General features: G+C 57.0%; 16 protein-coding genes and 6 pseudogenes. 8 read left to right on the forward strand and 14 right to left on the reverse strand.

Features of this window, described 5'->3' with window-relative positions; translation table 11 throughout:
• Nucleotides 1-163: 163 nt before the first annotated feature.
• The 5 genes from J5278_RS20750 to J5278_RS20770 all read right to left on the reverse strand — a co-directional run bounded on the left by J5278_RS20750 (nt 164) and on the right by J5278_RS20770 (nt 5597).
• On the reverse strand, nt 164-1018 hold the full coding sequence (locus J5278_RS20750; RefSeq protein WP_219258974.1) for a sugar phosphate isomerase/epimerase: 855 nt from the start codon (nt 1016-1018) through the stop codon (nt 164-166).
• 4 nt (nt 1019-1022) lie between these two features.
• Nucleotides 1023-2018, reverse strand: a complete 996-nt coding sequence (locus tag J5278_RS20755; RefSeq protein WP_142831595.1) for an ABC transporter permease — start codon at nt 2016-2018, stop codon at nt 1023-1025.
• Nucleotides 2015-3016, reverse strand: a complete 1002-nt coding sequence (locus tag J5278_RS20760) for an ABC transporter permease (protein ID WP_142831596.1) — start codon at nt 3014-3016, stop codon at nt 2015-2017. The genes J5278_RS20755 and J5278_RS20760 overlap by 4 nt, the downstream gene beginning before the upstream one ends.
• Nucleotides 3009-4523, reverse strand: a complete 1515-nt coding sequence (locus J5278_RS20765) for a sugar ABC transporter ATP-binding protein (protein ID WP_209186136.1) — start codon at nt 4521-4523, stop codon at nt 3009-3011. Before J5278_RS20765 ends, J5278_RS20760 begins: the two co-directional genes overlap by 8 nt.
• Before the next feature lie 84 nt (nt 4524-4607).
• Entirely contained in the window at nt 4608-5597 is a 990-nt protein-coding gene (locus J5278_RS20770) for an autoinducer 2 ABC transporter substrate-binding protein (RefSeq protein ID WP_209206999.1), read from the reverse strand.
• A 230-nt stretch (nt 5598-5827) separates the two neighbouring features.
• Between J5278_RS20770 and J5278_RS20775 the strand changes: the two genes are divergently transcribed.
• Complete coding sequence (locus tag J5278_RS20775; RefSeq protein ID WP_209186134.1) at nt 5828-6886, forward strand: LacI family DNA-binding transcriptional regulator; 1059 nt, start codon at nt 5828-5830, stop codon at nt 6884-6886.
• A 1535-nt stretch (nt 6887-8421) separates the two neighbouring features.
• Nucleotides 8422-8938, forward strand: a pseudogene (locus J5278_RS20780) (SDR family NAD(P)-dependent oxidoreductase); the annotation flags it as partial.
• Nucleotides 8939-9274: 336 nt separating this feature from the next.
• Here J5278_RS20780 and J5278_RS20785 read toward each other — a convergent pair.
• On the reverse strand, nt 9275-10189 hold the full coding sequence (locus J5278_RS20785; protein ID WP_142831636.1) for a LysR family transcriptional regulator: 915 nt from the start codon (nt 10187-10189) through the stop codon (nt 9275-9277).
• A gap of 172 nt (nt 10190-10361) precedes the next feature.
• Between J5278_RS20785 and J5278_RS20790 the strand changes: the two genes are divergently transcribed.
• From J5278_RS20790 to J5278_RS20815, 6 genes are all read left to right on the forward strand, one after another.
• Nucleotides 10362-11642 carry a serine hydrolase gene (locus J5278_RS20790; RefSeq protein ID WP_209207000.1) on the forward strand — a complete coding sequence of 427 codons (1281 nt, stop codon included), beginning with the start codon at nt 10362-10364 and terminating at the stop codon, nt 11640-11642.
• A 30-nt stretch (nt 11643-11672) separates the two neighbouring features.
• On the forward strand, nt 11673-12554 hold the full coding sequence (locus tag J5278_RS20795) for an NmrA family NAD(P)-binding protein (RefSeq protein ID WP_219258976.1): 882 nt from the start codon (nt 11673-11675) through the stop codon (nt 12552-12554).
• A gap of 71 nt (nt 12555-12625) precedes the next feature.
• A complete protein-coding gene (locus J5278_RS20800; protein ID WP_209186131.1) occupies nt 12626-13453 on the forward strand; it encodes an aldo/keto reductase in 828 nt (275 codons plus the stop codon).
• A gap of 222 nt (nt 13454-13675) precedes the next feature.
• Entirely contained in the window at nt 13676-14104 is a 429-nt protein-coding gene (locus tag J5278_RS20805; RefSeq protein ID WP_209207001.1) for a hypothetical protein, read from the forward strand.
• A gap of 379 nt (nt 14105-14483) precedes the next feature.
• On the forward strand, nt 14484-15158 hold the full coding sequence (locus tag J5278_RS20810) for a permease (RefSeq protein WP_244615504.1): 675 nt from the start codon (nt 14484-14486) through the stop codon (nt 15156-15158).
• Between the two features lie 459 nt (nt 15159-15617).
• Nucleotides 15618-16193, forward strand: a complete 576-nt coding sequence (locus tag J5278_RS20815) for an alpha/beta hydrolase (protein WP_257623466.1) — start codon at nt 15618-15620, stop codon at nt 16191-16193.
• 72 nt (nt 16194-16265) lie between these two features.
• Here J5278_RS20815 and J5278_RS20820 read toward each other — a convergent pair.
• The 8 genes and pseudogenes from J5278_RS20820 to J5278_RS20855 all read right to left on the reverse strand — a co-directional run.
• A pseudogene (locus J5278_RS20820) lies at nt 16266-16424 on the reverse strand (integrase core domain-containing protein); the annotation flags it as partial.
• Nucleotides 16425-16497: 73 nt separating this feature from the next.
• Nucleotides 16498-17741, reverse strand: a pseudogene (gene ltrA / locus J5278_RS20825) (group II intron reverse transcriptase/maturase).
• A gap of 545 nt (nt 17742-18286) precedes the next feature.
• Nucleotides 18287-18601: pseudogene (locus J5278_RS20830) on the reverse strand (transposase); the annotation flags it as partial.
• 64 nt (nt 18602-18665) lie between these two features.
• Nucleotides 18666-18971: a hypothetical protein gene (locus tag J5278_RS20835; RefSeq protein WP_257623487.1), complete on the reverse strand. Its 306-nt coding sequence runs from the start codon at nt 18969-18971 to the stop codon at nt 18666-18668.
• Between the two features lie 159 nt (nt 18972-19130).
• Nucleotides 19131-19907, reverse strand: coding sequence for an IS21-like element helper ATPase IstB (istB, locus tag J5278_RS20840; RefSeq protein WP_111221724.1), 777 nt, complete (start codon nt 19905-19907; stop codon nt 19131-19133).
• Nucleotides 19908-19918: 11 nt separating this feature from the next.
• Nucleotides 19919-21472 (reverse strand): IS21 family transposase, encoded by a 1554-nt coding sequence (gene istA, locus J5278_RS20845; protein WP_111221723.1) that lies wholly within the window; start codon nt 21470-21472, stop codon nt 19919-19921.
• A 157-nt stretch (nt 21473-21629) separates the two neighbouring features.
• Nucleotides 21630-22820 (reverse strand): annotated as a pseudogene (gene ltrA, locus J5278_RS20850) (group II intron reverse transcriptase/maturase); the annotation flags it as partial.
• Between the two features lie 649 nt (nt 22821-23469).
• A pseudogene (locus J5278_RS20855) lies at nt 23470-24146 on the reverse strand (IS3 family transposase); the annotation flags it as partial.
• Nucleotides 24147-24327 lie beyond the last annotated feature (181 nt).

Here is a 24327-nt window from a genome sequence, read left to right on the forward strand (position 1 = left end):
TCAGAACGACCAGCCGTCGAGAAAATTTGATCGGGTTAATATTCGTCGTCTCCTCCTTGCGAATGGAATTACCTTCCTGCCTAGAAGCGTCGCATGACAGCCGGACCGTCCGTCTTTGCCGGAGTGCAAGCTGCGATCGCCGGCGGCAAATGCCGGCTTGACTTCAACGGGAGAACAATCCGTATTGCGCGGCCTTACCGCGCAGAAAAGACAAACCGTCGCCCATCACCTGTTCAACGTCGCGCGCGACCGGGCGCCATGTCGATATGTCACCCGCCATGTCCGCTGGCATGCCGACAAAACTTTCCAGCGTCAGGACTCCCTTGAAATCGACCGCGGCGAGAGAAGCGAAAATAGGATCCCAGGGAACGTTTCCGTAGCCGGACGTGCCTCTGTCGCTCTCCGACATATGCATGTATTTCAGATGATTGCCGGCGTTCAGGATGCCGTTTCCGGCGCCCTTCTCCTCGATATTCATGTGGAAGGTGTCGAGATGGATGAAGACGTTGTCCAGACTGATCCGTTCGACCAAGGTGACGGCCTGCTCGGCGGAGTTTATCAAGTGGCTTTCATAGCGGTTCACCGCCTCGACACCAAGCTGGATGCCATGAAGCTTCGCATGGGTGCCGGCGGCGTGCAGGGCGCGCACCAGATTGTCATATTCGGCCTGCGTCGGGGGCAGCCCGGTCCGCTCGTTGGTACCACCGTATGTTACACCAGTCAGCGCTTCGCCCCCCAGCGCTGCCGCCGTGTCAATTGCAATCTTGAGATGTTCGATCGCCGCATCCGGTCGAACCGAAGCCCATGCCGCCTGCGGCAACACCAGGGAGCAAGCAGCGCGCAGGGAATGTCTATCGAGAAGTTGGCGCGTGTGTCTTGCATCAACCGACGTCGCGTCCAGTAGTGGTATTTCGATGAAATCCAGCCCGTACTCGGCCGCGCCGGCTATCGCTTTCTCCGCACCGGGGCGGTCCCACTTCATCGTCCATATGCTTGCATGAATGCCGAACCCTTGCATATGCCTAACCTCTTCTGCTGCTGAAAACTTTGTACTGCGATGCGGCCCATCGAAGGATCATGACGCCGACAAGCAGCAGGCCCCAGACGGCGGTTGCCAGATGCTGATTTGCGCCCATCAGGTTCAGGCCAGAAGACAGAAGTTGTAAAACGACGAGAGCGACGAAGACTGGAATGACCCGGCCGAAACCGCCGAATGGGTTGATGCCGCCGAGAAAGCATGCAAGCACCGTAATCAACAGGTAAGATTCACCATGTCCGACCCGGACGGAGTTGAAACGCGCCATCATGACGATACCGGCGATGGCACACATCGCTCCGGACAAGGTGTAGACCAGGATAACCACCCTGCGAGTGCTGACGCCGGAATAGCGGGCGGCCTCGATATTGGAGCCAATCATGTAGGTGTTGAAGCCAAGCTTCGTGCGCGTCAGCAGCACGTGCCACACCAGCACGCAGCCGAGCAAGACGATCAGCGGGATGGGAATCCCAAGCCAGCTGCCGTGACCCAGCGGCTGAATAAAATCAGGAAAGCCAGAAACATCGCCACCGCGCGTGAGGAATTCGCCGAGACCCCGAACGAAGATCATCATGGAAAGAGACACCAGGATCGGGTGCGCCCGCGTGTATGCCACGACGACGCCCATGATCAAGCCGGTGGAAGCGCCGGCTACGACCGCACATAGGCAGCCGACCGCGAATATGAAGGGGTTGGCATCCACGCCGCCATTTGCCTGCAGGATCCAGGCGACGGTCAGCCCGGCGAAGTTAGCGGTGAACGTGACCGCCAGATTGAGCCCACCGGTCAACACCGGCAAAAGCATCGCCAATGTTAGCAACCCCAATTCCGGCAGTTGGAACGCAACGGAACCGAAGGTCGCCTGGCTTAAAAACTGCGGCGACGCGATGCTGAAGAACAAGAGCACGGCCATCAACGCGAGGAAGGGTCCAACCATCTCCTTGCCGAAGCGCCTATAGAAAGTTTCAACGATAGCGGTCATTGCGTTTTACCCTCCTTGCGAAGGAACGGCATGAGCCGATCGATGCGCGTGTTCGACACGGTGATGGCTACCAGAATGATGGCGCCAATGATCATCTTGAAGGCGAAGGGCGACACGCCCATCAGGTTCAGTCCGTTTTGTATGATGGCGATCATCAGGATCCCCAGCACGCAGCCAAGCACCGATCCTTTTCCGCCACCAAGGCGCGCGCCGCCAAGCACAACCGCCGCCAGCACATCGAGCTCGCGGCCATACAGAGCGTTCGGAACCACTTCTTGGGCGTAGTGCGCCTGGACAAGGCCGCCGATGCCGGACATAAGCCCCAGCCAGCCGAAGGCGATGAACTGCATCGCTCCGACATTGATGCCGAACCGTCGCGCGCCCTCCGGGTTGTCGCCAAATGCGTAGAGCTGGCGTCCGATCGTCGTGCGGGTGATCAGCAGCCAGGTTGCGATGACGCACAGCACCATGACGAGAACCGGAAGCGTGATCTCGATCCAGGTACCATTGGGCATCTCGTGTTCGAAAAGCACCACCCGGCTGGTCAGCCAATCCGGCAAATTGTAGATTGACACGCCGCCGGTAAAAAACATCAGCAGGCCAAAATAGATATTGAAGGTTGAGATCGTCGCAACGATGGAAATGATGCGGAAGCCATGGATCAGAAAGGCATTGAGCGCGCCCAAGAGAATTCCGACCGAACCGGCGATAATGAGCCCAGACACCCAGCCGCCGCCGCCAATCCAGCCGAGCGCGATGACGGTGACGTATTGCACGACGGACGCACTAACCGCGAAGGATATGTCGATGCCACCGGCGATCAGGACGACCAACAGGCCGACCGCGAAGATGATGTTGACCGAGCTTGTGTTGAGCAGATCGAACGTATTGCCGAGCGAGAAAAAATTATCGGTGGCGAACGACAGATAAATGCAGATGACGGCAATGACGCCGATGAGCGCACTTTCGGTCGCGTGAGTACGAATAAAACTACGCATAAACAGCCGCCTCGATTTCCTGGAGTGAGCAATGCCGCGGATCGAACGAGCCGACGATCTCGCCTTTCGCCATGTGCAGCACCCGGTCTGCGTTGAAATAAACCTCCGGCACCTCGTCCGAAATCAGAATGATCGCCAGTCCGGTCTTCGCCAATTTGGCGACGATCTCGAAAATTCCGGCCCGAGCACCGACATCGACACCAACCGTCGGCGAATCGAGAATGAGCAGCTTCGGCTCGGTCGCCAGCCACTTGGCAATCGCAATGCGCTGCTGGTTACCGCCTGAGAGCGTCGAGATCGCGTCTTCCTGAAGCCCTATCTTGACACCGAGTTCGCGGATCCATCCGGCAACGAGATCGTGCTTCTTTTTGTCCGAAAGAAACCCGCCGGATCGGATTTTGTAGAGTGACGAGATCACCAGATTGTCGGCGATCGACTGCGGTTGAATGAGACCAAGAGACAGACGGTCCTCCGACAGATAGGCAATTCCAGCATCGATGGCGTCCCGATTGGACGAAAACCGGACAACCGAGCCTTCGAGCGTCACAGTGCCGGAGTCTGGCCGGTTCATGCCGAACAATGCGAGCGCCAATTCCGTCCGCCCGGCGCCCAAAAGCCCGGTGATGCCAAGCGTTTCGCCACGTCGAACGGTGAGCGAGATATTCTCGAACTGACCGCGACGACTAAGCGACTTGACCTCAAGAACGGTCGGCTGGTCTTCTTTCAAGGTGGCCCGAAGGTGATTGTCGAAATTCTTGCCCGTCATCAGTTCGGTGATGCGAGACTGGGTCATGCCCTCCGTCGAGTAGGCGCCGACCAGGGCTCCGTCGCGAAGGACGGTCAGGCGGCTCGAAATCTCCAGCACCTCGGCTAGGCGGTGACTGACAAAGACGACGGAAACGCCGTCGGCGGACAGAGTGCGCACAATATTCAGAAGATGATCGGTCTCCGATTGCGTCAGCGACGCGGTTGGTTCGTCCATGAAGACGATCTTCGCCTCGCCGACTAGGGCGCGGGCAATCGCGACGATCTGTCTCTGCGCTATGGGAAATTCCTTGAGCGGCAGATCGATATTCAAATCGACTCCAAGCCGCTTGAGAGCGCTCAATGCCAGCCGCCGCATGTGGCGATAATTGACGAATCGAGGCCAGCGACCGAGAACGGTCTGGAAGGCAATGTTTTCCGCGACGGTCATCTCCGGAAAAAGTGCAAGATCTTGCCAAATGACCTGGATGCCCTTTGTCTGTGCCGTGACCGGCGACATATCCGGGTAGGCCTGACCATCGAATTCAATGATTGCCCCAGGCGCCGGACGATATACTCCAGTGATGATTTTGATCAGGGTGCTTTTGCCAGAGCCATTCTCGCCGGCAAGGCAATGGACTTCGCCCGGCAGCACATCAAAGGAGACATTCTTCAACGCATGGACGCCGCCAAACGTAATATTGATGTCGCGCAGCGACAGCAGCGGTCGGCTGCCCGCAGTCGCACTATCGATCTCATGCATTCAGATGTGCTCGCCCGTTTTGGTGGATGGTCAACGAGCCGGGCCAGCCCAAGCAGGCCCAGCTTGCTGGGAGGAACAAGTGTCCTAGAGGCCCATGGCGGCCAGACCAGCGACCGTGTCCTTGTTGATCTGGACAAGCTGGTCGACTATGATGTTGTGGTTAGTGAAATCAGGATGGATGACGCCGAGACCCTCGATCGTATCGCCGTCCTTCAGTTGCTCGCCCTTCATCAATTTGTCGGCGAGCGTCACGAAAACTTCGCCGGCTTGCTTCGGATTCCACATAATCCCGCCCGAGATCGCATCCGATTTCAGCAGCTTCTCGCCCTGACCGGGCGAGAAGGGACCCAGGACAAAAATCTTGCCGGTCTTGCGCCGCTCTTCAACAGCACGGCCGGCGCCGATTGGCCCTTGGCTGCCGAAAGCCAAGAAACCCGTCAAATTCGGGTGGGCGGAGATCAGATCCAAAGCGGTGCTGCGACTTTTGTCGACATCCTCAGCCACGCCGTAGCGATCGCCGACCAGCTTCATGTCCGGATTATTTTTCTTCAGATAGGCAATGGCCGCATCGGCCCAGGCATTGTGCAGGGGAACCGTCAGCGAACCGACAAATACCGCGTATTCGCCTTTTCCGCCCATCTTGTCGGCGAGCAGCTTTCCGTAAGCCTCGCCGAAGCCCTTCGAAGAGGCGAGTTCGAAGTCCCAATCGGCGCCTTTCTGACTGGGCGACTCATGGGTGATGACGATGATGCCCTTTTCTCGCGCCTTGGTGAGAACCGGCTCCAGAACCTTAGCGTCGTTCGGCACCACACCGATGACCTTCACGCCCTGGGCAATCAGATCCTCTATGGCGCGAACCTGCAGTGCGGGGTCAGAACTCGTTGGACCGACCATCGTCGCATCAATACCGAGCTTCTTGCCTTGTTCCTTAATGCCGGCTTCCATCGCATTGAACCACGGGATGCCGCCAATCTTGACGACCACGCCGACTTTGCCGGCGTCAGCGGCAAAGGCGGCTGCAGCCGTTGAAAGCGCCAGCGACGCGGCCAGCGCGGCAACGATAAATTTGGTCATTATTTCTCCTCCACAGTTCCCGCAGGAACACGCAGACGCCCACGAAGGCGCCCTCTCCTCATCCCTGACGACGGCCGAAGCCTTCGCCACCTCATTCCCCACTTCCCGATGGGGCCACCAGAAGCACAATCGATATTTCTTTTTGCGCAATCGATGGTGCAAATATCATCTATCTAATGTGGGCTTTCGTCAAGAGGGGACGGAGGATAAGAGAAAATTAAGGAGCGACCATGAAAGACGACAGCAAGAAAAAGGCCACGATTTACGATCTCTCTGTGCTTTCGGGAATCTCCGCCTCGACTGTCAGTGCGGTTCTCAACGGCACGTGGCAAAAGCGGCGCATCAAGGAAAGTACGGCGGCGCTCATTCGCGGCCTCGCCGACAAGCATCAATATACCGCCAACCGCCAGGCACGAGGCCTTCGCAGCTCCAGGTCCGGCTTGGTGGGCCTTATGCTTCCGGTCTACGACAATCGCTATTTTTCGTCGATGGCTCAGGCATTTGAAGCGCACGTGCGGCAACGGGGCCAATGCCCGATTGTCGTAAGCTCGGGTCGCGATCCTCAGGAAGAACGCGAGACGGCAGAGGATCTCATATCCTATTCAATCGACGAGCTGTTTATTTGCGGTGCCACCGACCCTGATGGTGTGCATGATGTCTGCGAAGCCGCAGGGTTAAGACACGTCAATATCGATCTGCCCGGGTCGAAGACCCACTCGGTGATCAGCGACAACTATCAGGGTGCGAGGACGCTTACCGAGGCAATTATTCGGCACTTCCCTGCGGACGATCCGTTGCGAGCTGACGAGATCTTTCTGTTCGGCGGGCGTGACGATCACGCCACGCGTGAGCGTATACGAGGGTTTCGAGATGCTCGCGGTGAACTGCTCGGCGTTGGAGTGGAAGACGGAACCCAATCTACCGGCTACTCTCCGAACGCAATGCGGATTGCCTTTGAGTCATATTTTCAGCGTACGGGGAAACTTCCAAGGGCATTGTTCGTCAACTCTTCTATCAACTTCGAGGGTTTGCTGCGTTTCATGTCGGCTCACCCGCACGAACTTTTCGCTGATTTGGTGGTCGGGTGCTTTGACTATGACCCCTTCGCTTCATTCCTTCCTTTTCCGGTGTTCATGATGAAGCAAGATGTAGAAGGGATGCTTTCCAAGGCCTTCGAGCTCATCAAACAGCCTTCTACCCACCCGTTGATGCATCTCGTTGCATCGCAGTTAGTTCCTCCGCGTACTGCACTCCTTGGCCCATTGGACAACCTCAAAGATGCTCTCTGAAAAGTCGCCAAACCTTGTTGTCGAGTTCGGCGGCTTTGAAATTACCGAAAAACGCACGCCTTTAAAGGATTCGAACTGGCGTGCTTGTAGCGAGAGAAGCTAAAATATTGATCTTTTGGGTTGCGCGGCTCTCCAACTCGATCGCTCAGCTGATGGATGGAGCGGGAGAAAAGGCTAATACGGGAAACGCCAAGCGTTACCAGCTCACGAACCCATTTGGGGTTATCACACCCTTCCCTCTGCGGACAACGGTCGATAAACGAGCATCCAGCGGGCAGGTGTCGGTTGCTTGGCAATTGGCCTGTCTCGGCATTCGGCCAATCACCATGAGGCATCGCAGATGCGTGACGTTATCCACGTGGCCAATCAGTTTTAATCCAACGCTTGCAGATACCGGTGAAGTTGGATCGTGACGTATCCGGATAGAAGGGTTGCTGGGAGCACTTGTTGCGCGAGATATACGATGAATTGGCCCCACACAAGTGGGGCCAGCCGCGCATCAATAATCGCCTGGGGGCGGTGGTGCAAACCCCGGCGGTGGCCGTGGTGGTGGCCCGCGCCTGAAACCAGGCGGTGGTTCGTCGTCATAGCCGTTCCAGTGCCGCCGCGGCGGGGGTGGTGGCATACGATTAAAATAGCACGGCCCGTCAGGACCCAGGTGTCAGCCTCGCCCGAAAGCATAGTCTACATGCAGCACGAACAATGACACGCCCGCTGGGCTAACGGTACCAGGCACCGCCACTGAAGCGGTCGAAGCAAGGCCTTATATGGTCAGTCCTATAGTCAAGAACATTGTTTTCATAAGGTGTTCACATAGGTTTTGAGGTCCAGACGACATGATGGAAGAAGCCGCTCGGTGTCTGGCCCCGACTAGGCGGGGCCATCTCTTTTAGTTGTCGTCGCCGGGTGGCGGCGGCGGTGGTGGCAAGCCACGATCATCGCCAGGGCGCGGATGGTTGAGATGGCGACGCGGCGGTGGCGGTGGTGGGCCATTGCGAATGCAACGGCCGTCGCGTCCAAGATGGCGACGCGGGCCACACTCGCGGTCAACCAAAACAACCGAGTTCGATTGAGCGACCGAAAGACCGGCCGCAGGCATGGCGTAACTGGCTGGGGCGGACATACAGCTGGTTATAGCGGTGAACACCAATATTAGCTTTTTCACTTTCTCTCCTAAACTGCCCCACGTCGGATCAGTTAGCGCATCCCGGGTGAATATCCAGTGGATCATAGAGACAACTAGAGGAGCCCTGGTGGAACGACCTCGTTTCGATCTCGCGGCCCCTGCTATCGAGATGACCCCACAGAACTGGAACTGTGAGGATGTGGACGATTGCAGTCACAAAAAAATGCAGCCTCCTCGTCGCCGAGCACGCATCCGGACAGCAAGCTCGGCTCATTCTTGCTGTCATTGTCGCGCCATAACTCGGGAGCCCCTTCAAGAACATCCTAAAATACCCTCGAGCTTCCTCGAACCTGCCGTATGGCCGGGTTGGCTGTGACGGCAGAAGTCAGTTCCGGCATTGACTAAGGTCAACTTTGGCCTCCTCAACGTAACCCGCGCCGTCCTGCCCTTCATGCGCCGGGCACGTTCCGGCCGCATCCTGAATATCTCGTCGATCGGCGGCTATCGCGGCGTCGCTGGCCTCGATGTTTACCCAACGAAATTCGCGGTCGAAGGGCTGAGCGAGGCTCTACATGACGAACTTGCACCGCTTGGCATTCAAGTCACCGTCATCGAGCCGGGCTATTTCAGCACCGACTTCCTCGACAGCTCATCCTTGTCCGTCAGCGGTAATATCATCGGCGATTATGCAGACACTTCCGGCAAGGTGCGAACCATAGACCGCCGGTCTCAGCCATAATCAACCCGGCAACCCTCAAAAGCTGGCAGAGGCGCTCATCGCCTTCACTGACGCCCCCAATCCGCCGGTCCGCCTGCCGCTCGGTAGCGACACGGTCGCCGCGATCGAGAAAAAGCACGCACAAGACGCTGCCATTCTCTCCGAATGGCGCACCGTCTCGTTCTCGACCGACTTCGCCGTTGACTAACGACGGCGCTCGTCTGATTAACTTCGTGAAATGGGAGGCCGCTTTCGGGGCCTCTCATCGCCTTGAAAGGTATCGAACCGCGTTTTTCAATTCTCGGCGATTTAAGAGACTGAAGACCCTTCCAGTGACTAAAAAACCCCGACTTAAGGATAGTCCCGTACTGAACTGAACCGTTGCCAACGCCGCGCCGCATACGCCGTATGTGGCCACAGCTGCGTATCCCCGGGCAAATATTTCAATTCATCTGCGTGAAAATCAGGGTCCGCAGCTCTGACCGCACCGTGTTGTGCAAAAACAAGGATTTCTCTAACAGCCCCCGCAATCATCTTCTTTCGCTCAGCCGTCGCGCGCTTTCTCCTTGGCGACCTGCTGCACAAAATCGAGGAAAGCTCTGACCTTTGCCGGCGGCAGATGGCGCGCTGGATGGTACGCGTAGAGGGGATAATGTTCGTCCGACCAGTCTTTGAGAATTTGTCTTAGTCCGCCGCCTTTCAGCCAGGGATCCAAACCGATCTCCAGGCTCTGAAAGATACCTTGGCCGGCAATGCAGGCGGCGATCGCGGCGGATGGGTCGTCAAAAATTATCCTGCCGACGACTTTTACGCTGACAACTTCACCACCTCGATGAAATTCCCAAGGGAAAGCTCGGCCGGTCTCGGGGTCTCGGAACAGAATAACTTCGTGTCCACCTATCTCCTCCGGCCGGACCGGCTCGCCGAATTTCTCGAGATAGGCGGGGGCCGCGCACGTGATGACGCGGATATCCAGAAGCTTTCTTGCGATGAGTGACCCGGCATTGGTCGATCCAAATCGGACGGCCACATCGAACCCGCTCATCATGTCGTCACGGGCGTTCGTCGTCATAAGATCGATTTTCAGATCCGGATATTTCTCGGTGAACCGCGGAAGCTGGGGCGCTAATACCATCCTTGCGAACCAAGGGTCGATCGATACGCGCAGCCTCCCGCCGACCGCTGCTGCCGATCCCGAGGCGGTCGCAGCCGCTTCTTCCAGGCCCGCCACGAGCGGCACCGCTTGTAGACGAAACAAACGACCCTCTTCGGTCAGCGCGACAGAACGGGGTGTGCGGTCGAAGAGACGCACGCCCATCCTTGTTTCCAGTCGTCCGATTGCTCGGCTGATGCCGGAAGGGGTCACTCCCAATACGTCCGCGGCCTTGGCAAAATTGCCGGCGTCGGCAACTGCCAAGAATACACTTACCCCAGTAAGAAGACGTCCGTCGAAGCTCATGAAAAAGCTTTCGCATTCCGGGAAAACGAATAACAGTGATTTTTTGTCATTTTGAATATGACTATTATGATCTTTTAGCATGGCTCGGCTGTTGGTAGGTATTCGCCGTCAGCCTTTCGAAGGCGAGCGGTTTACCAGACCCGCGATCCGTCTGGATTCAAGGTAAACAATCATGAGTGAGATCACGAGAAGAGCGGTGCTGACACGCGGCACCATGGCCGCCGCCGCGGCATGTCTTGGGGCAAGCGCTGTTCAGGCGGCCAGCCAAAGCCCGCGCCTCAAAAATGCGAAGTTTAACTCGATCGATGCCGCGATAGAGAAGGCAGTCAATGACCGCACGGTCGCTGGTGCGGTCGCTATGGCTGCAACGCAGAAGGGAATCGTCTACGAAGGCCTTTTCGGCAAGGCAAACGTGGACAGCGGTACCGCAATGCGGCCTGACACGGTCTTTTGGCTTTTGTCGATGACGAAGGCGATCACAGCGACAGCATGCATGCAGCTGGTTGAGCAGGGCCGCCTCAAGCTGGATGATGACGCATCGAAATACCTGCCGCAGCTTGCTGCACCCAAAATTCTGGTAGGTTTTGATGCCAACGGTCAGCCACAGCTGCGTTCCGCCAAGAACTCAATCAAGGTTCATCACCTTCTGACGCATACCTCCGGCTACACCTATGCGAACTGGAGCGATGTGATAGTGCGCTACGAGACCGCCACCGGTTTACCCGATATCGCAACCTGCCAGAACGCCGCCTTCAATGTGCCGCTCGAATTCGAGCCGGGGGAACGATGGCAGTACGGCATCAGCATGGACTGGACTGGTAAGCTGGTCGAAGCTGTTAGCGATCAGTCGTTGGAAGTCTATTTCCGGGAGAACATTTTTGCGCCTCTCGGAATGAAGGATTCGGGATTTCTGATCAGCAGCGAGCAGAAGCGCCGTGTCGCGACATGTTTCAGCAGAGAGACTGATGGCGGCTTGAAAGCAATGCCGTTCGAGATGCCTCAGAGGCCGGAATTTTTCATGGGCGGTGGCGGCGCATACAGCACCCCGCAAGACTACATGATGCTCCTTCAGGCATTGCTCCATGGAGGCAAGTTGAACGGGGTTCAGATCCTCAAGCCTGAGACCGTCGCGATGATGATGCAGAACCAGATCGGGGATCTGAATGTTCGCAAGATGGAGTCGGCCGCACCGGCCTATTCGAACAGCTTCGATCAGTTCCCGGATCAGAAGCACAAATGGGGCTACTCTTTCGACATCAACACTGAGGCTGGGCCACACGGCCGCTCCGCAGGCAGTGCATCCTGGGCTGGGCTACTCAATTGCTACTTCTGGATTGATCCGGTTCGCCGGGTGACTGGGTCCCTCTTTACGCAGCTTCTTCCTTTCTATGACGACCGCGTCGTTGCTCTCTACGGCGACTTCGAACGCGGGCTCTATGACGGGCTCGCTTAATCTCTCCTCTTTCTGAATGGAAAATCAGACATGTACGCAATCACTGGAATCACCGGCAAAGTCGGCGGCGCTCTTGCGCGGACTCTGCTCGCCAACGGCAAAGCCGTCCGTGCGATCGTTCGCGATCAGGCCAAGGGCACTTCGTGGGCCGCTCTCGGCTGCGATGTCGCTCTAGCCGAGATGGAAGACGGAAAGGCGCTTTCGGCGGCCTTTGCCGGCACTGAGGCCGTCTTCATTCTTCCGCCGTCCGAGTTCGACCCTGAGCCTGGCTATCCCGAGGCGCAAAAGGTGATCGACAGTGTCGTCGCCGCTCTAAAGACCGCACGCCCGAAAAAGGTCCTCTGCCTGTCGACGATCGGCGCAGACGCGAAAGAGGACAATCTGCTGTCCCAGCGCACGATGCTGGAAAATGCCCTTAACGAGCTTGACCTGCCTGTCACCTTCCTCCGACCCGCATGGTTCATGGAAAATGCACTTTGGGACTTAGGCACGGCCCGCGACACTGGCATTCTTCACAGCTTCCTGCAGCCCGCGGACAAAAAGTTCCCGATGATCGCAACGAAGGACATCGGCATCCTGGCGGCAGAGCTGATCCAGCAGGATTGGACCGGAAAACGCGTCGTCGAGTTGGAGGCTGCTCAACGGGTATCGCCAGATGACCTCGCGCAAGCCTTCGCAGTGGCGCTCAACAGGACGGTGAAGGTCGAAATTGTCAACCGCGCAACTTGGGAGGAGCTGTTCCGCTCGCAGGGGATGAAGAACCCGACGCCGCGTATTCGCATGCTCGACGGCTTCAATGAAAGCTGGATCGAGTTCAAGGACAGCGGTCGCCTGGCGGAAAAGGGAAACACCTCGCTGCAGCAGGTCGTGGACGCACTCGTGGCCGGTGACAACACAGACGATCGCGCCTGATCGAACGATTAGGATGCAGGGGGGCGCCCACCTGCATCTCCAGCTTTGTTGTTGTGGAAGGAAAATATCCAATGGACACGATCGAAACGCAAGGTGTGACGATACCTCGTCTTGGCCTCGGAACGTTCCGGATGCCGGGTGCCGGCGCGCAACCGGCGGTGGAAAGCGCGCTTTCGCTCGGATATCGGCATATTGATACCGCGGCAATGTATGAAAATGAGGCGGCGGTCGGTACGGCGATTGCAGGCTCAGGCATTCATCGCCGCGAACTCTTCGTCACGACCAAGGTTTGGCACGATCAACTGGCGCCGGGTGCTTTGCAGCGAGCCTTCGCGACTAGCCTCGAAAAGCTGAAGATGGACTATGTCGATCTTTTTCTCGTGCATTGGCCGTCGGCGGACATGGACATTGCGGCGACCCTGACTGCCATGGGCCGTCTTCGTGAACATGGCTTCGCGAGAGCAATCGGCGTGTGCAATTTCAACATGCCAATGATCCGGCACGTTGTGGAAGACATACAGGTTCCGATCGCGGTTCATCAAATCGAGTACCATCCGTATCTGTCGCAGGCGCCCATGCTTCAGTACCTGCGCGCCAAGGGAATTGCGCTGACCGCTTATGCCCCTTTGGCGCAGGGCCGCGCGGCGAGCGATCCGACCCTGCAGTCGATTGGCCGGAAACACAATGTTAGCGCGTCGCAAGTTGCTATCGCCTGGCTCCTTGGCCAGGACGGGGTGATCGCGATCCCGAAGGCTGGACGAACCGAGACCCAAAAGGCAAATCTCGCGGCGGCATCGATCCGGCTGGATGACGAAGACCTCTCTTTGATAGCCTCCCTCCCCAAGGACCAACGCTTCGTCAATCCCCCGTTTGCGTGTGACTGGAATGCCACCGACTGAAGACTGGGCGATTACTCAGGAGCGCTGTCAGGCACGGCAGTGAGCGAGCAGCGTCTCCACCACAGTGATTCGTGATCGCCGCGCCATGGTGGCGGGGCTGTAGCAGGCGCGATGTCCAAAACGTGGTCGCGTTTCGGCGGAGGCTTCACTGGGTCAACTGCAATCCAAGCACTTTCTTACAGCCAATAAGAATCCGATGACGAGAATGAAAGGGATAGCGTCTTGGATACCGATTTCGACGTAGCGCGACCGCTTGGCGTCGTTGAGGACTTCTTCTGGCTCTTCGATCATTGTTGTCCCAAGCATTTCTGTATCGTCGCAGAGATAAAAGGTCGAACTCTCGTGACTGATTGGAAGGCGGCGGCGGATGCATTGCAGGCACGTCATCCAATGCTATTTGTCTCGATCGATTGTACGCGACAGCGAATACCCCATTTCTACAAAGGCTCTCGGCGCCCCATCCCGCTGCGCGTCGCGCCTTCTGGAACAACTTGGGGGAGAGAAGCGGAACGTGAGATCAGTTCGCCGTTTGATCCGACGGAGGGGCCGCTTGCTCGCGGCTTGTCATCAATCTCTTTGCTGCGCGATTTACTTTCGGCAATTTCGGGGCAGCAACTGGATCCCTATGAATTCCCGCCCCCGATCGACTAGAAATTGGATGCTCCTACGCGACCATCATCGGCACCTGGCAAGAAACTCTCGCACACGCTCGCTGTCGGATGCTTGAAACAGCCAGCGGTTACCCGACCGAGTACTCAACACTCTGGTAGCCTTTGAGCTTCGACGTAGTGGTGGAGCCTGACGAGCCACTGGAGAAATGCACGGTTGCGCGTCTAACCTCGTCGGCAACCGCAGGCACAGCAGCCAACACCGCAAGACCAAACATCAGATATCCGATCATTCGCATTGCAAAGCCTTTCCGGGTTGATATTGGCAGAGGGAATTAAAGACTGGATCTGCGGCATTCGCAAAGCCGACGAGACGAGCTATCAACATGACTATAGCCGCACAGGAGGTCGCCTTGGACTTTATGAAACTGCTTAAGTCGCTCGAAGAGCTCCTCTATGAGCTGGTGTCGTGGCTAGTGTTTTACCCGCTCACCATGTGGCGCTCTGTCGTCAGACCCCTCACCATGATGCGTTATGCCGATGCTGAACTCACTGACGAGCCTGCGGATCAGTACGAAGATACACTGAGCCCACCTCTCTTTCTTCTGATCACGCTGCTGCTGTCACAGTGCCTATCAGCCGCCTTTCCGTCCATATATGACACGGCGACTGCAGCCAAGGAGCTGGGCTCGGGATCAAACCTGCTTATCGCCCGCGGCGTGGTCTTCGGGATCTATCCGCTTTGCATGGCAGTCACAGCGCTGCGTCATCAGTCGACAAAGATTACCCGGAACTCACTGCGTCCACCGTTCTTCAGCCAGTGCTATGTCGCAGCGCCCTTTGCGTTCATGATTGGCTTGGCGTTCGACTTCATGTTCATGCCCCACGAACAGGGCCTCACCATCGGGGTCCTGACGATCGCGTCGGCTACACTCTGGTATGCGCAAGCCCAGGTAAGATGGCTTATGCAGGATCTCAAAATCGGAACACTGAGAGCGACGGGTGCTTTCGTTATCGCTTTCGTCTCTGCGAGCGTCGTCGCGCTTGTACTGGCGGTCACAATCGCCCTAGAGGCCAAAAACATAGCAGCCAGCTAAATCTCGATAATCTCTTTGCGCTGTTGGACGCCTTGATGGCATTCGAACCGCAGCCGGATGACAATCAAGTTTCTAAATCATTGATACGACAAGGCTTCTAAACAAATTTACTGCATTTGGATCCATGAATGACTGTAATTTTCGCCGGACCGCTCGACCAGTCAAACAACGCCACCACGATTAACCATCCGCGCGCCAAGACCCCGGCTAATGTAGAGGCTGTCTCGTCGCAAGGGAGCATCACCACATTACGCGCGCGGGCTTCGGAGATTGCTGACACAAACTGTCAACACCACAACATAACGTATCGCTATGTTTCCTCAACGAGACCAATTTCCAATGACCCCAATCGTTATGATCCCTGGCTTGCTGTGCTCCGCAGAGCTTTACGCTCCCCAGATGGCTGCGCTGTGGCCGTTCGGCCCCGTTACGGTAGCATCGACACTATCCGGGACAACCATGCCGGAAATCGCTACAAACATTTTGAGAGACGCGCCGCCGAGCTTTGCACTCGTCGGTCTATCGATGGGCGGATATGTCGCCTTGGAGATCATGCGTCAGGCACCGGAGCGAGTCAGCAAACTGGCATTGCTCGATACGTCTGCTCGGCCGGACACCCAAGAGCAAGTTGCGCAGCGGCGCGGCATGTTGGCTCAAGCTAAAGGTGGCGATTTCGAAGAGCTTTTGAGCCAAGTAATGTCGATACTCTTGCACCCTGCCCATCGAGATGATCAGAATTTGCTGGAGGTCAATATTCGCATGGGCTTAACGGTTGGTGTTGAGGGGTTTGAACAGCAGACAGAGGCAATCATTGGACGCGCCGACAGCCGTCCGCATCTCGCTGATATTACCGTTCCAACCCTCGTTCTTGTTGGCGACTGTGATTCCATCACACCTCCTTTTCTGTCAGAGGAAATTGCAGCGGCCATCCCCGACTCCAGCCTCGTCATCATTCCGAAGTGCGGTCACGGGTCAACGCTTGAACAGCCAGAGGCAGTAAACCGGGCGCTTGTTACATGGTTGGAAGGCGCCTAATCGGAATATCCAGAGGTGGCTCGGTTTGTCTGAACAGTTTCGGGTGTTTTGGTAAGTGGATTTCCGCCTCGATTATGCCGCCACCATCATTGGTGACAGCGCGTTGAAGTAGGCCTGATCCGGGGTCTGCCGGTCAAGGGATGAATGTGGGCGTCGGCTATTGTAAAAGGTCAGATATCGGCCAATGCCGCTGCGAGCCTCAGACACGGTCTTGTAGGCGTGGAGATAGGTGAGTGGCGTAGGGCATCGCAGCCCCACGCTCTCCCAGAACCGGACGTGAACCTCTCGATTCATCCGGCTCCCATCATCCAGCCGCAGGTCCCATGGTCCAATGGGCGAACAGTTTAGGGTTGCGTCGCCGGAGCGAGCGTAACCATTCCCAGGCCGCCAAAGTATGTCCCCGGAACCGTTTGTATTTGCGAGACACCCACCGCACGATGAACGCGTCGATCGTGCGCAGTGCCTCACGAAGCCTGGAGGGATAGAAACGGCCGTAGTAGCGCACCCACCCAGAAAGAGCGGGGCGAACCCACTTGGCTATTTCCTCCAGATCAAGATCGCTCCGAAGATGCAGTCGCCACCTGCGCACCTTGAGCCGCATTCGCTTGCCAGCGTTATCGCTGACAGCGGGAATGAAGCTGACGAAGCGCCTGTGGTTGCGGCCGATCGCTGTTCTCGACCGGAATGTGTAGCCGAGAAAGTCGAATGATCGCTCCGGGTAGTCTTCCGGGCGATTTGCATCCTTGCAGTAGACAACCTTGGTCTTTTGCGGGTGCAGCTGTAGCTGGCATTCCGCAAACCGCCGTTCCAGCGCTTGACGCAACTCAAGCGCCTGCTCCTTGCTCACGCAATGGCAGATCGCGTCGTCTGCATAGCGTTCGAACGGGATGCTCGGGAATTCCCTCTGCATCCAGCGGTCGAACGCGTAGTAAGAAAGAGATTTGCCAGCACTGGGCTAACCACTGCCCCTTGCGGGGTCCCTCTTTCTCGGTCCACCAAGTCCCCATTTGGCATGCTCACAGGCGCCTGCAACCACCGTTCGAGGTAGAGCAGCACCCATGGGCAGTCCGTGTGCCGCCGCACCGCTCGCATCAGGAGATCCCAATCGATTTCGTCGAAGAAGCTCTTGATGTCGAGGTCGAGCACCCAGTCATAAGCCCAACAACGCTGCCGAGCTTTGACCAGGGCATCGTGTGCTGACTTCCCAGGCCGATATCCATAGGAGTCCCGGTGGAACACCTGTTCCAGAATCGGTTCCAAGTGACGCTTGACTACCATCTGAGCGATCCTGTCAGAGACCGTCGGAATTCCGAGCGGCCGGGTTCCTCCAGTGTCGCCTTTCGGTATGTCAACGCGCCGCACGGGTGACGGAAAGTAGCTTCCTGAGGACATCCTATTCCAGACCCGATATAGGTTCTTACCCAGATCCTTATCGAAGTCTTCGATGGATTGCCCATCCACTCCAGCCGCCCCTTGGTTGGCCTTCACTTGCTTGTACGCTTCCCACACCTCGCGTTTAGCGATACGATACGGCTTCACCCTATCCATGGAGGTCTTCCCCTATCGGGTTGCCCGCTGAATAGAGTCGAATGACGATGTCCCTTTGGTCCGGTCCCATTACAGAACCATCTACCCTACTACGGACATCTCCGCCCCTGTGCCCCGCATCGGTACTCAGACCCTCACGGTGACTAACCGCTTGGGTTTCTCCCTTCGCATCGGGACGACAGGTTCCTGTGTTCCTTACCGAAGCCTGTCTTGAGGTCACGCCGCCTTCATGCCGGACGCCAGTTGGGCCATCAGCAGGCATCTCCCAACCCTTGCTCGCGGGATAGAAGTCTCGATCCCGATTTCGACGTCGATTTGATACGTTACGACACGTCATCAGCGGTTCACTCTCGTTCGTCTCCTCAAGACGCACCTGACGGAATAGCTTCCGCCTTTTCCAACAACGCTCACCACGAAGGCTCTTTACCTCCGCAGCTTGTGGCGGTTTGAAGCCTGCCCCTGCAGGCCGACTTCGGGGGGCCGTCCCCCATCTTCGGTAAAGCTCCGCTCTTGTCTCAAGCTAAGACAAGGCGTTCACAGCACACGACTTCCTCGTATTTGATCGAACGCCAGAGCCGCTCGACGAAGACGTTGTCCCGCCACGCACCCTTGCCATCCATCGAGATGGCAATTTCCGCCTTCTTCAGCACCGCTGTGAAGTCCATCGAGGTGAACTGCGAGCCTTGGTCCGTATTGAATATGTCGGGTTTGCCATAACGGGCCAGCGCTTCCTCGACCGCTTCGATGCAGAAGTCCGCCTCCATCGTGATTGACAGCCGCCACGACAGAACCCTCCGGCTGAACAAGTCGACGACGGCGCAGAGATAGACGAAGCCGCGAGCCATTGGGAGTGGAGTAAGAAGCGCAGATGCGCTTCTCCTCCCCGAACCGTACGTGCACCTTTCAGCGCATACGGCTCTCTATTCAAGCTTGGCCCATGGCCATAGCAACGTCATGGTATTGCGACATGACGGTACTGCGGTTCTCGATCCGGAAGATGTATGGGTTCTCCTCCGGATTGCGCCACCGGAACTGCGCCTTGGGGCTTGAGACAAGCCGTTTCAACACTTTTCCGACAGGGTCACCGCGTTCATTCCGACCAAACACGAGCCAGGTTTTCGCCTTGCCCGGTTCCGGGGCCCTGACCCATTTCCGCATCAAGGGTTTGATGCGGGATCGGTATTTGTGCCCCAGCCAATGCGCCATTTTCCAGAACACGACATGATCGATGCGCCGGAAGACGTACGCCGTGAAGTCGGTGAACTTGTAGAACGCCGCCCATCCTGCGGATTTCGCTAAATCGGGACAGCGGTTTCAGCAAGTCGCGGACAAGCGTTTCGCTAAGTCGCGGACAACGGATGCGATCGAATCCCGGTTGCCTTGTTGCTGTTACGCGTGATTGTGTTCGGTTATTTCGTCGCCGGTCAAGAGCGTCGGCGTTTTTCGTTTGCGCATGCTGTCGCCTTCGAGAGTGATGCGGTGGGCGTTGTGAACAATGCGATCCAAAATCGCATCGGCCAAAGTGGCTTCTCCAATCATTTCGTGCCAGGCGGCCACCGGAAGCTGAGCTGTGATCAGGGTCGATTTCCTTCGATATCGCTCCTCGAAGATTTCGAGCAAATCGAGGCGCTGTCGGTCATTCAGGGTATGGGTTCCCCAGTCATCCAACACCAGCAACTGAACACGTGCCAGCTTGTCGATGAGGCGCGGAAAGCGTCCATCGAGCCTGGCAAGTGCGAGATCCTCGAAGAGCCGCGGCATACGAACGTAGAGGACAGAGTAGTCGAGGCGGGCCGCCTGTCTCGCAAAGGCGCAGGCGATCCAAGTTTTTCCAGTGCCCGTTTGGCCTGTCAGGATCAGGTTCTCGTTTGCCTTCAGCCATGCGCCCTGCGCCAAGGACAAGACATTGCGACGATCAAGGCCGCGGTGAGATCTAAAATCGATGTCTTCGATCGAGGCATTGGCAAATCGAAGCTTTGCTGTGGCGAGCCGATTGGTCAGCCGTCGGTCGGTTCGTAGTGCGATCTCGCGGTCGAGCATCAGGCCAAGCCGTTCGTCAAAGCTAAGATCATTTCCATGAACTTGCTCGATAAGTTCGCGATAGGCGGTTGCCATTCCGGCAAGACCAAGCGCACTCATCTGGTCCAGTGTTGGATGTGTCAGCATTAGATGTCCTTTCATTGGTAGTAGGTTTTGCCGCGGATATTGCCGTGCGGCGGTGCCGGCTTCACGGTCTCGCTTGCGGCAGGAGCCTGATCGAGACCAGATCTGAGAATGTTGGCGACAGACGAATAGGTCAGCGCATTGATGACCAACGCACGCTCACAGGCCAATTCCAGCCGATCGGTTTCGTAACGACGCGCCAGGGAGAGAATGCCCTGAGCGGATCTGTAGCCTTGCTCCGGGTGCGGCCGATCGCTAAGCAGACGCTCGATAAATATCGCAGTATTGGCCCCAACCTTCGCCGCTTCCTTGCGCAACGTGTGAGGCGTCGTGTTTGCATAGCGCTGGTGAGCTTTCGGCATATGCTCATTGACAGTGATATGGCCGGAACGCTGGGAGCTTCGGATGTGGCTGGCGACCCGCTTGTGGTCAAAGAAGATCTCGACCGCTCGATACGTCAGCCTGATATCGACCTTCCTGCCGATCAGACCGTGCGGCACGGAATAGAACGTCTTGTCGACGTCGACATGGTAATCGGGATGAACCTTGGCGACCTTCCATTCCGCGTATTCAAACGGCGTTGGCGGCAGTGGCTTGAGCTGGGAGCGCTCGACCTCATCGAACAGGGCTCGCCGGGATTTTCCATACCGACGCATCGTACGGGTGTTAAGGTCCTCGATCAGAGCGCTGATGCGGATATTGAGATCGACAAGGCTGAAGAAACGGTCGTTTCGAAGTCTGGCCAGAACCCACCTCTCGACGATTAAAACCGATCCCTCCGCGGATGGTTTATCCCGAGGACGCCGCGGCCGTGCTGGCAATACGGTCGTATCGTAGTGTTCGGCGAAGGCAGCAAATGTCGCGTTCAACGTCGGTTCGAACCAGAGAGCCTTGGCAATCGCGGATTTGAGGTTGTCGCAGATCGTTGTCTTCGTCACCCCACCGAAGTAACTGAAGGCTCGCTGGTTCGCCTCGATCCAATCCGGCAGCTTCTGACTGAAGCTGGCATAGGAGAACACCAATTGCGATGCACTCAGCACGGCCACATAAATCTGTGCTGCCCGGATCTCGCCAGAAGACGGATCGATGATCGGGATCGTATGGCCGGCATAGTCGCATTCCATCGCGACACCAGCCACATGACGACTGCGATAGGTGGGTTTGGCGCGGCTCTCATAATCAGCAAATCGGCAGCAGAACCAGGTGTAGCCGTATCCATCCGGATGGACCTCCCGGTATTCCTGCCATAGCAGGTTGAGCGTCACGCCTTTGCGTTTCAACTCGCTGGCCACTTTCGGCCAGTTCGGTTCCTCGCTGTCTCGAGGAGGTCGCCCCATCCGCCGGAATAGTCGCTGCTCCAGGAGCTCGTCATCATCCAGACCGGGTGGAAGTGGCCATGCTGCAAGCCCCGCCTCCCGCGCCCGCAGCAGATACGTTGAGACCGACGTCTTGCTCATCTTCAGCCGCTCAGAAACGGCGCGTATCGACAATTCCTGCTCGAACGTCAGCCGCAGTATCGATCGAATGTCTTTCACATCAGTATGTCTCGCTTGTTTCCGTCTAGGCATTAGATCCTCGCTTAAAACACGAGAACAAATTGCCAGATCGGCGCTCACGAGATTCGATCTAAATCCGCTGTCGCTTCTGTCCGCGACTTATTGAATTTGCTGTCCCGAACTTTCTGAATTCGGTGTCCGCGACTTACTGAAATCTTTGTCCGGGACTTTGTGAAACCCGCACCCATCCCACCAATTGGCGGTTCAGGCCAGCGATCATGTCGACCGTACTGACACTATGATTGCCGGAAAGGGTTTCGGTAAGTCTGCGAACAAACCCCTTTGCCTTTTCCTTGGGTATCGTCGTGACGATGGACATCCGTCCACGTGCCCCACGCTTGCGGATGATCCGGTGCCCCAGAAAGACGAAGCCGTCATTGACGTGTGTGACATGGGTCTTCTCCATGTTCAGCGTCAACTTCAACTCACCTTCCAGAAACGCCCGGCATTCCTCGCGGATTTCCTCTGCCTGAGCCCTGGTTCCTTTTACGATCACGACGAAGTCGTCAGCGTATCGGCAATAGGCAACAGCCGGCTTCCATTGCCGGTTCTCGCGAACCGTGATGGGGCGGCCCTGCTTGATGCCGAAGTTCCATGCCCAGCGGTCCTTGCGGGCCTTGTCGCTCAAATATTTCGCCTCCAGCCACATATCAAACTCGTGGAGCATGATGTTGGACAGGAGCGGTGACAGAACGCCACCTTGCGGAACACCCTCGCTGGAGGCTGTAAACAGGCCACGGTCGATGTGGCCTGCCTTCAGGAACCGTTGGAGAAGATCGACGAACCGCCCGTCCTGCACCCGTCGCCGCACGCATCTCAGAAGCAGCCGGTGATGGACCGTGTCGAAGTAGCTGGCCAGATCACCTTCGATGATCCAGCGGCCCCTCGTCGTGTCGGCTCCATCCTGAAGCTGTATCCTCACGGTGCGGACGGCATGATGCACGCTCCGTTCTGGCCGGAAGCCGTAGGATAAACGATGGAAATCGCTCTCCCAGATCGGCTCCATGGCCATCAGCATGGCGCGTTGAACGATGCGATCCGTCAGGGTCGGAATACCCAGTGGTCGTAGCTTACCGTTGGGTTTCGGGATATAGATGCGCTTGACCGGTTGGGGGCGATAACTCTCCTCCAGCAGGCTTGCTCGCAGGTTGTCCAGATGCTCATCCAGTTTGACCTGCAGTCTTTGCTTATCCATTCCGTCGATACCCGGCGTTCGTGCGCCACTTGACGCAAGAACCATCCGAGCGGCCTTGGCAAGCCATTCCCTGTTGGCAATCAGCCGAAGAAGCCGATCAAACCTTCGGTTTGGATCGCTCTCGGCCCATGTTGCGAGCTTGTGCTGCATTTCGCTGATTATCAAAGGTCTTCACCTCGTTTGGTCAGATAGTTTGCACTTCAAGCAGTTTGAACTGTTCCCCTTCGCCATGTGATGGGCTTTCCCCATCCCGGACTACTACGGGAACTCCGCCAACATGATGGACATCAGGGTCAACTCCCTTGCGACGCAATACTTCGTTGTCATTCCATCATGCCTTCCCTCGTTCATATGCTGGACGTCAACGTATTGGTGAGGTTGCCGGTCGCAGTCTTTTCCCTTGCGTTCCGCAAGTCGATGCCGATGTCATGGTCTGGCTGCATTCTCCCCATGACCCCATACGGACGTCATACATCTACGACCGTATTTGGATGCCGCCGACTTACGTGTCCGGCAGCTTCATCAGCATTCCGCCTGTTAAGCCGTGTAGGCGAAGGCGACCTTTCAGCCCTCAGATGCGGGTTAACCGGTTCGTGTTCCTCAACCGTCCAATACTTCAGCCTCGGGAACCATCTAGGCGTAACGGCTTCGCCTCAATCCCCTTTACCTGCGGGCTACGTCACCCTGCCAGTTGACGGCAGGTCACCGCCGCTTGGGCTCATGTCCCCTCGCAGCAGGGGACAGGCAGATCTTCACATCCTCCTTTCTCTTTGCATTCCAGTCATATGCCTCCCCGATTGGGGCGAGGCGCACTATATGTCAGGTCCATCGCCCAGACCTGGTTGGGTCTGGTGACTGCCAGCTTGCGCAGGAGATAGGGATAGATTTTGTGCCCAGGCGCTGGTTTGGAGGTGTTCGGGCGGCGGTATATCGCCTCGATGCCCATCTTCTTCATAAGCGTAGCGACGTGAAGCCGCCCGGCATTCAGCCCTTCTCCTCTCAAAAGCCCTTGCAACATTCGACTTCCGGCAAACGGGTAGTCGAGATGCAGTTGGTCGATCCGGCGCATCAGGGCAAGATCGCCGTCAGGCACTGGACGAGGCAGATAATAGACACTGCCACGGCTGAAGCCGAGTAGCTTGGCCTGGCGCACGACGGATAGCTTATGCTGGGGGTCGATCATTTTTTTCCGCCCAGCAATCCCGCCTTGCCGAGCGCTCCGGCTAAAAAATCGTTTTCCAGCGTCAGCTCCCCGATTTTGGCATGCAGTGTTTTGACGTCCACAGTTGGGCCTGCCGGTTCCGTCTTCGCTTCATCACCGAAAACGCCTGTTGCCCCCTCAAGGAGCTGCTCTTTCCATTGCTTGATCTGGTTGGCGTGCACGTCAAACTGCTGGGACAACTCCACCAGCGTCTGTTCGCCCCGGATGGCGGCAAGTGCCACCTTCGCCTTGAAAGCCGGGCTATGGTTCCGGCGCGGTCGTCTTGTCATGGTATCTCCTGTTCCCGGCATCTAAGCCGAAGTCAGGCAGAAATTCCACTTATCCCCGCTGTGCAGATTTCCCGAGCCACCTCTTCCAGACCGACGTCGTCCGCTTTATCCTTCATGGCTGGAACATTTATTTCTGGGGTGAGCCTGTACCTCCTGTTTCGCCCCCGTTGGATTCCAGAAA

It is taken from the genome of Rhizobium sp. B21/90, assembly GCF_019355815.1.
Lineage (GTDB): Bacteria > Pseudomonadota > Alphaproteobacteria > Rhizobiales > Rhizobiaceae > Rhizobium > Rhizobium rhododendri.

Coding starts and splice junctions, on each gene's coding strand:
- J5278_RS20750 (WP_219258974.1), bottom strand. CDS start 1,018: ATGCAAGGGTTCGGCATTCATGCAAGCATATGGACGATGAAGTGGGAC.
- J5278_RS20755 (WP_142831595.1), bottom strand. CDS start 2,018: ATGACCGCTATCGTTGAAACTTTCTATAGGCGCTTCGGCAAGGAGATG.
- J5278_RS20760 (WP_142831596.1), bottom strand. CDS start 3,016: ATGCGTAGTTTTATTCGTACTCACGCGACCGAAAGTGCGCTCATCGGC.
- J5278_RS20765 (WP_209186136.1), bottom strand. CDS start 4,523: ATGCATGAGATCGATAGTGCGACTGCGGGCAGCCGACCGCTGCTGTCG.
- J5278_RS20770 (WP_209206999.1), bottom strand. CDS start 5,597: ATGACCAAATTTATCGTTGCCGCGCTGGCCGCGTCGCTGGCGCTTTCA.
- J5278_RS20775 (WP_209186134.1), top strand. CDS start 5,828: ATGAAAGACGACAGCAAGAAAAAGGCCACGATTTACGATCTCTCTGTG.
- J5278_RS20785 (WP_142831636.1), bottom strand. CDS start 10,189: ATGAGCTTCGACGGACGTCTTCTTACTGGGGTAAGTGTATTCTTGGCA.
- J5278_RS20790 (WP_209207000.1), top strand. CDS start 10,362: ATGAGTGAGATCACGAGAAGAGCGGTGCTGACACGCGGCACCATGGCC.
- J5278_RS20795 (WP_219258976.1), top strand. CDS start 11,673: ATGTACGCAATCACTGGAATCACCGGCAAAGTCGGCGGCGCTCTTGCG.
- J5278_RS20800 (WP_209186131.1), top strand. CDS start 12,626: ATGGACACGATCGAAACGCAAGGTGTGACGATACCTCGTCTTGGCCTC.
- J5278_RS20810 (WP_244615504.1), top strand. CDS start 14,484: ATGAAACTGCTTAAGTCGCTCGAAGAGCTCCTCTATGAGCTGGTGTCG.
- J5278_RS20815 (WP_257623466.1), top strand. CDS start 15,618: ATGCCGGAAATCGCTACAAACATTTTGAGAGACGCGCCGCCGAGCTTT.
- istB (WP_111221724.1), bottom strand. CDS start 19,907: ATGCTGACACATCCAACACTGGACCAGATGAGTGCGCTTGGTCTTGCC.
- istA (WP_111221723.1), bottom strand. CDS start 21,472: ATGCCTAGACGGAAACAAGCGAGACATACTGATGTGAAAGACATTCGA.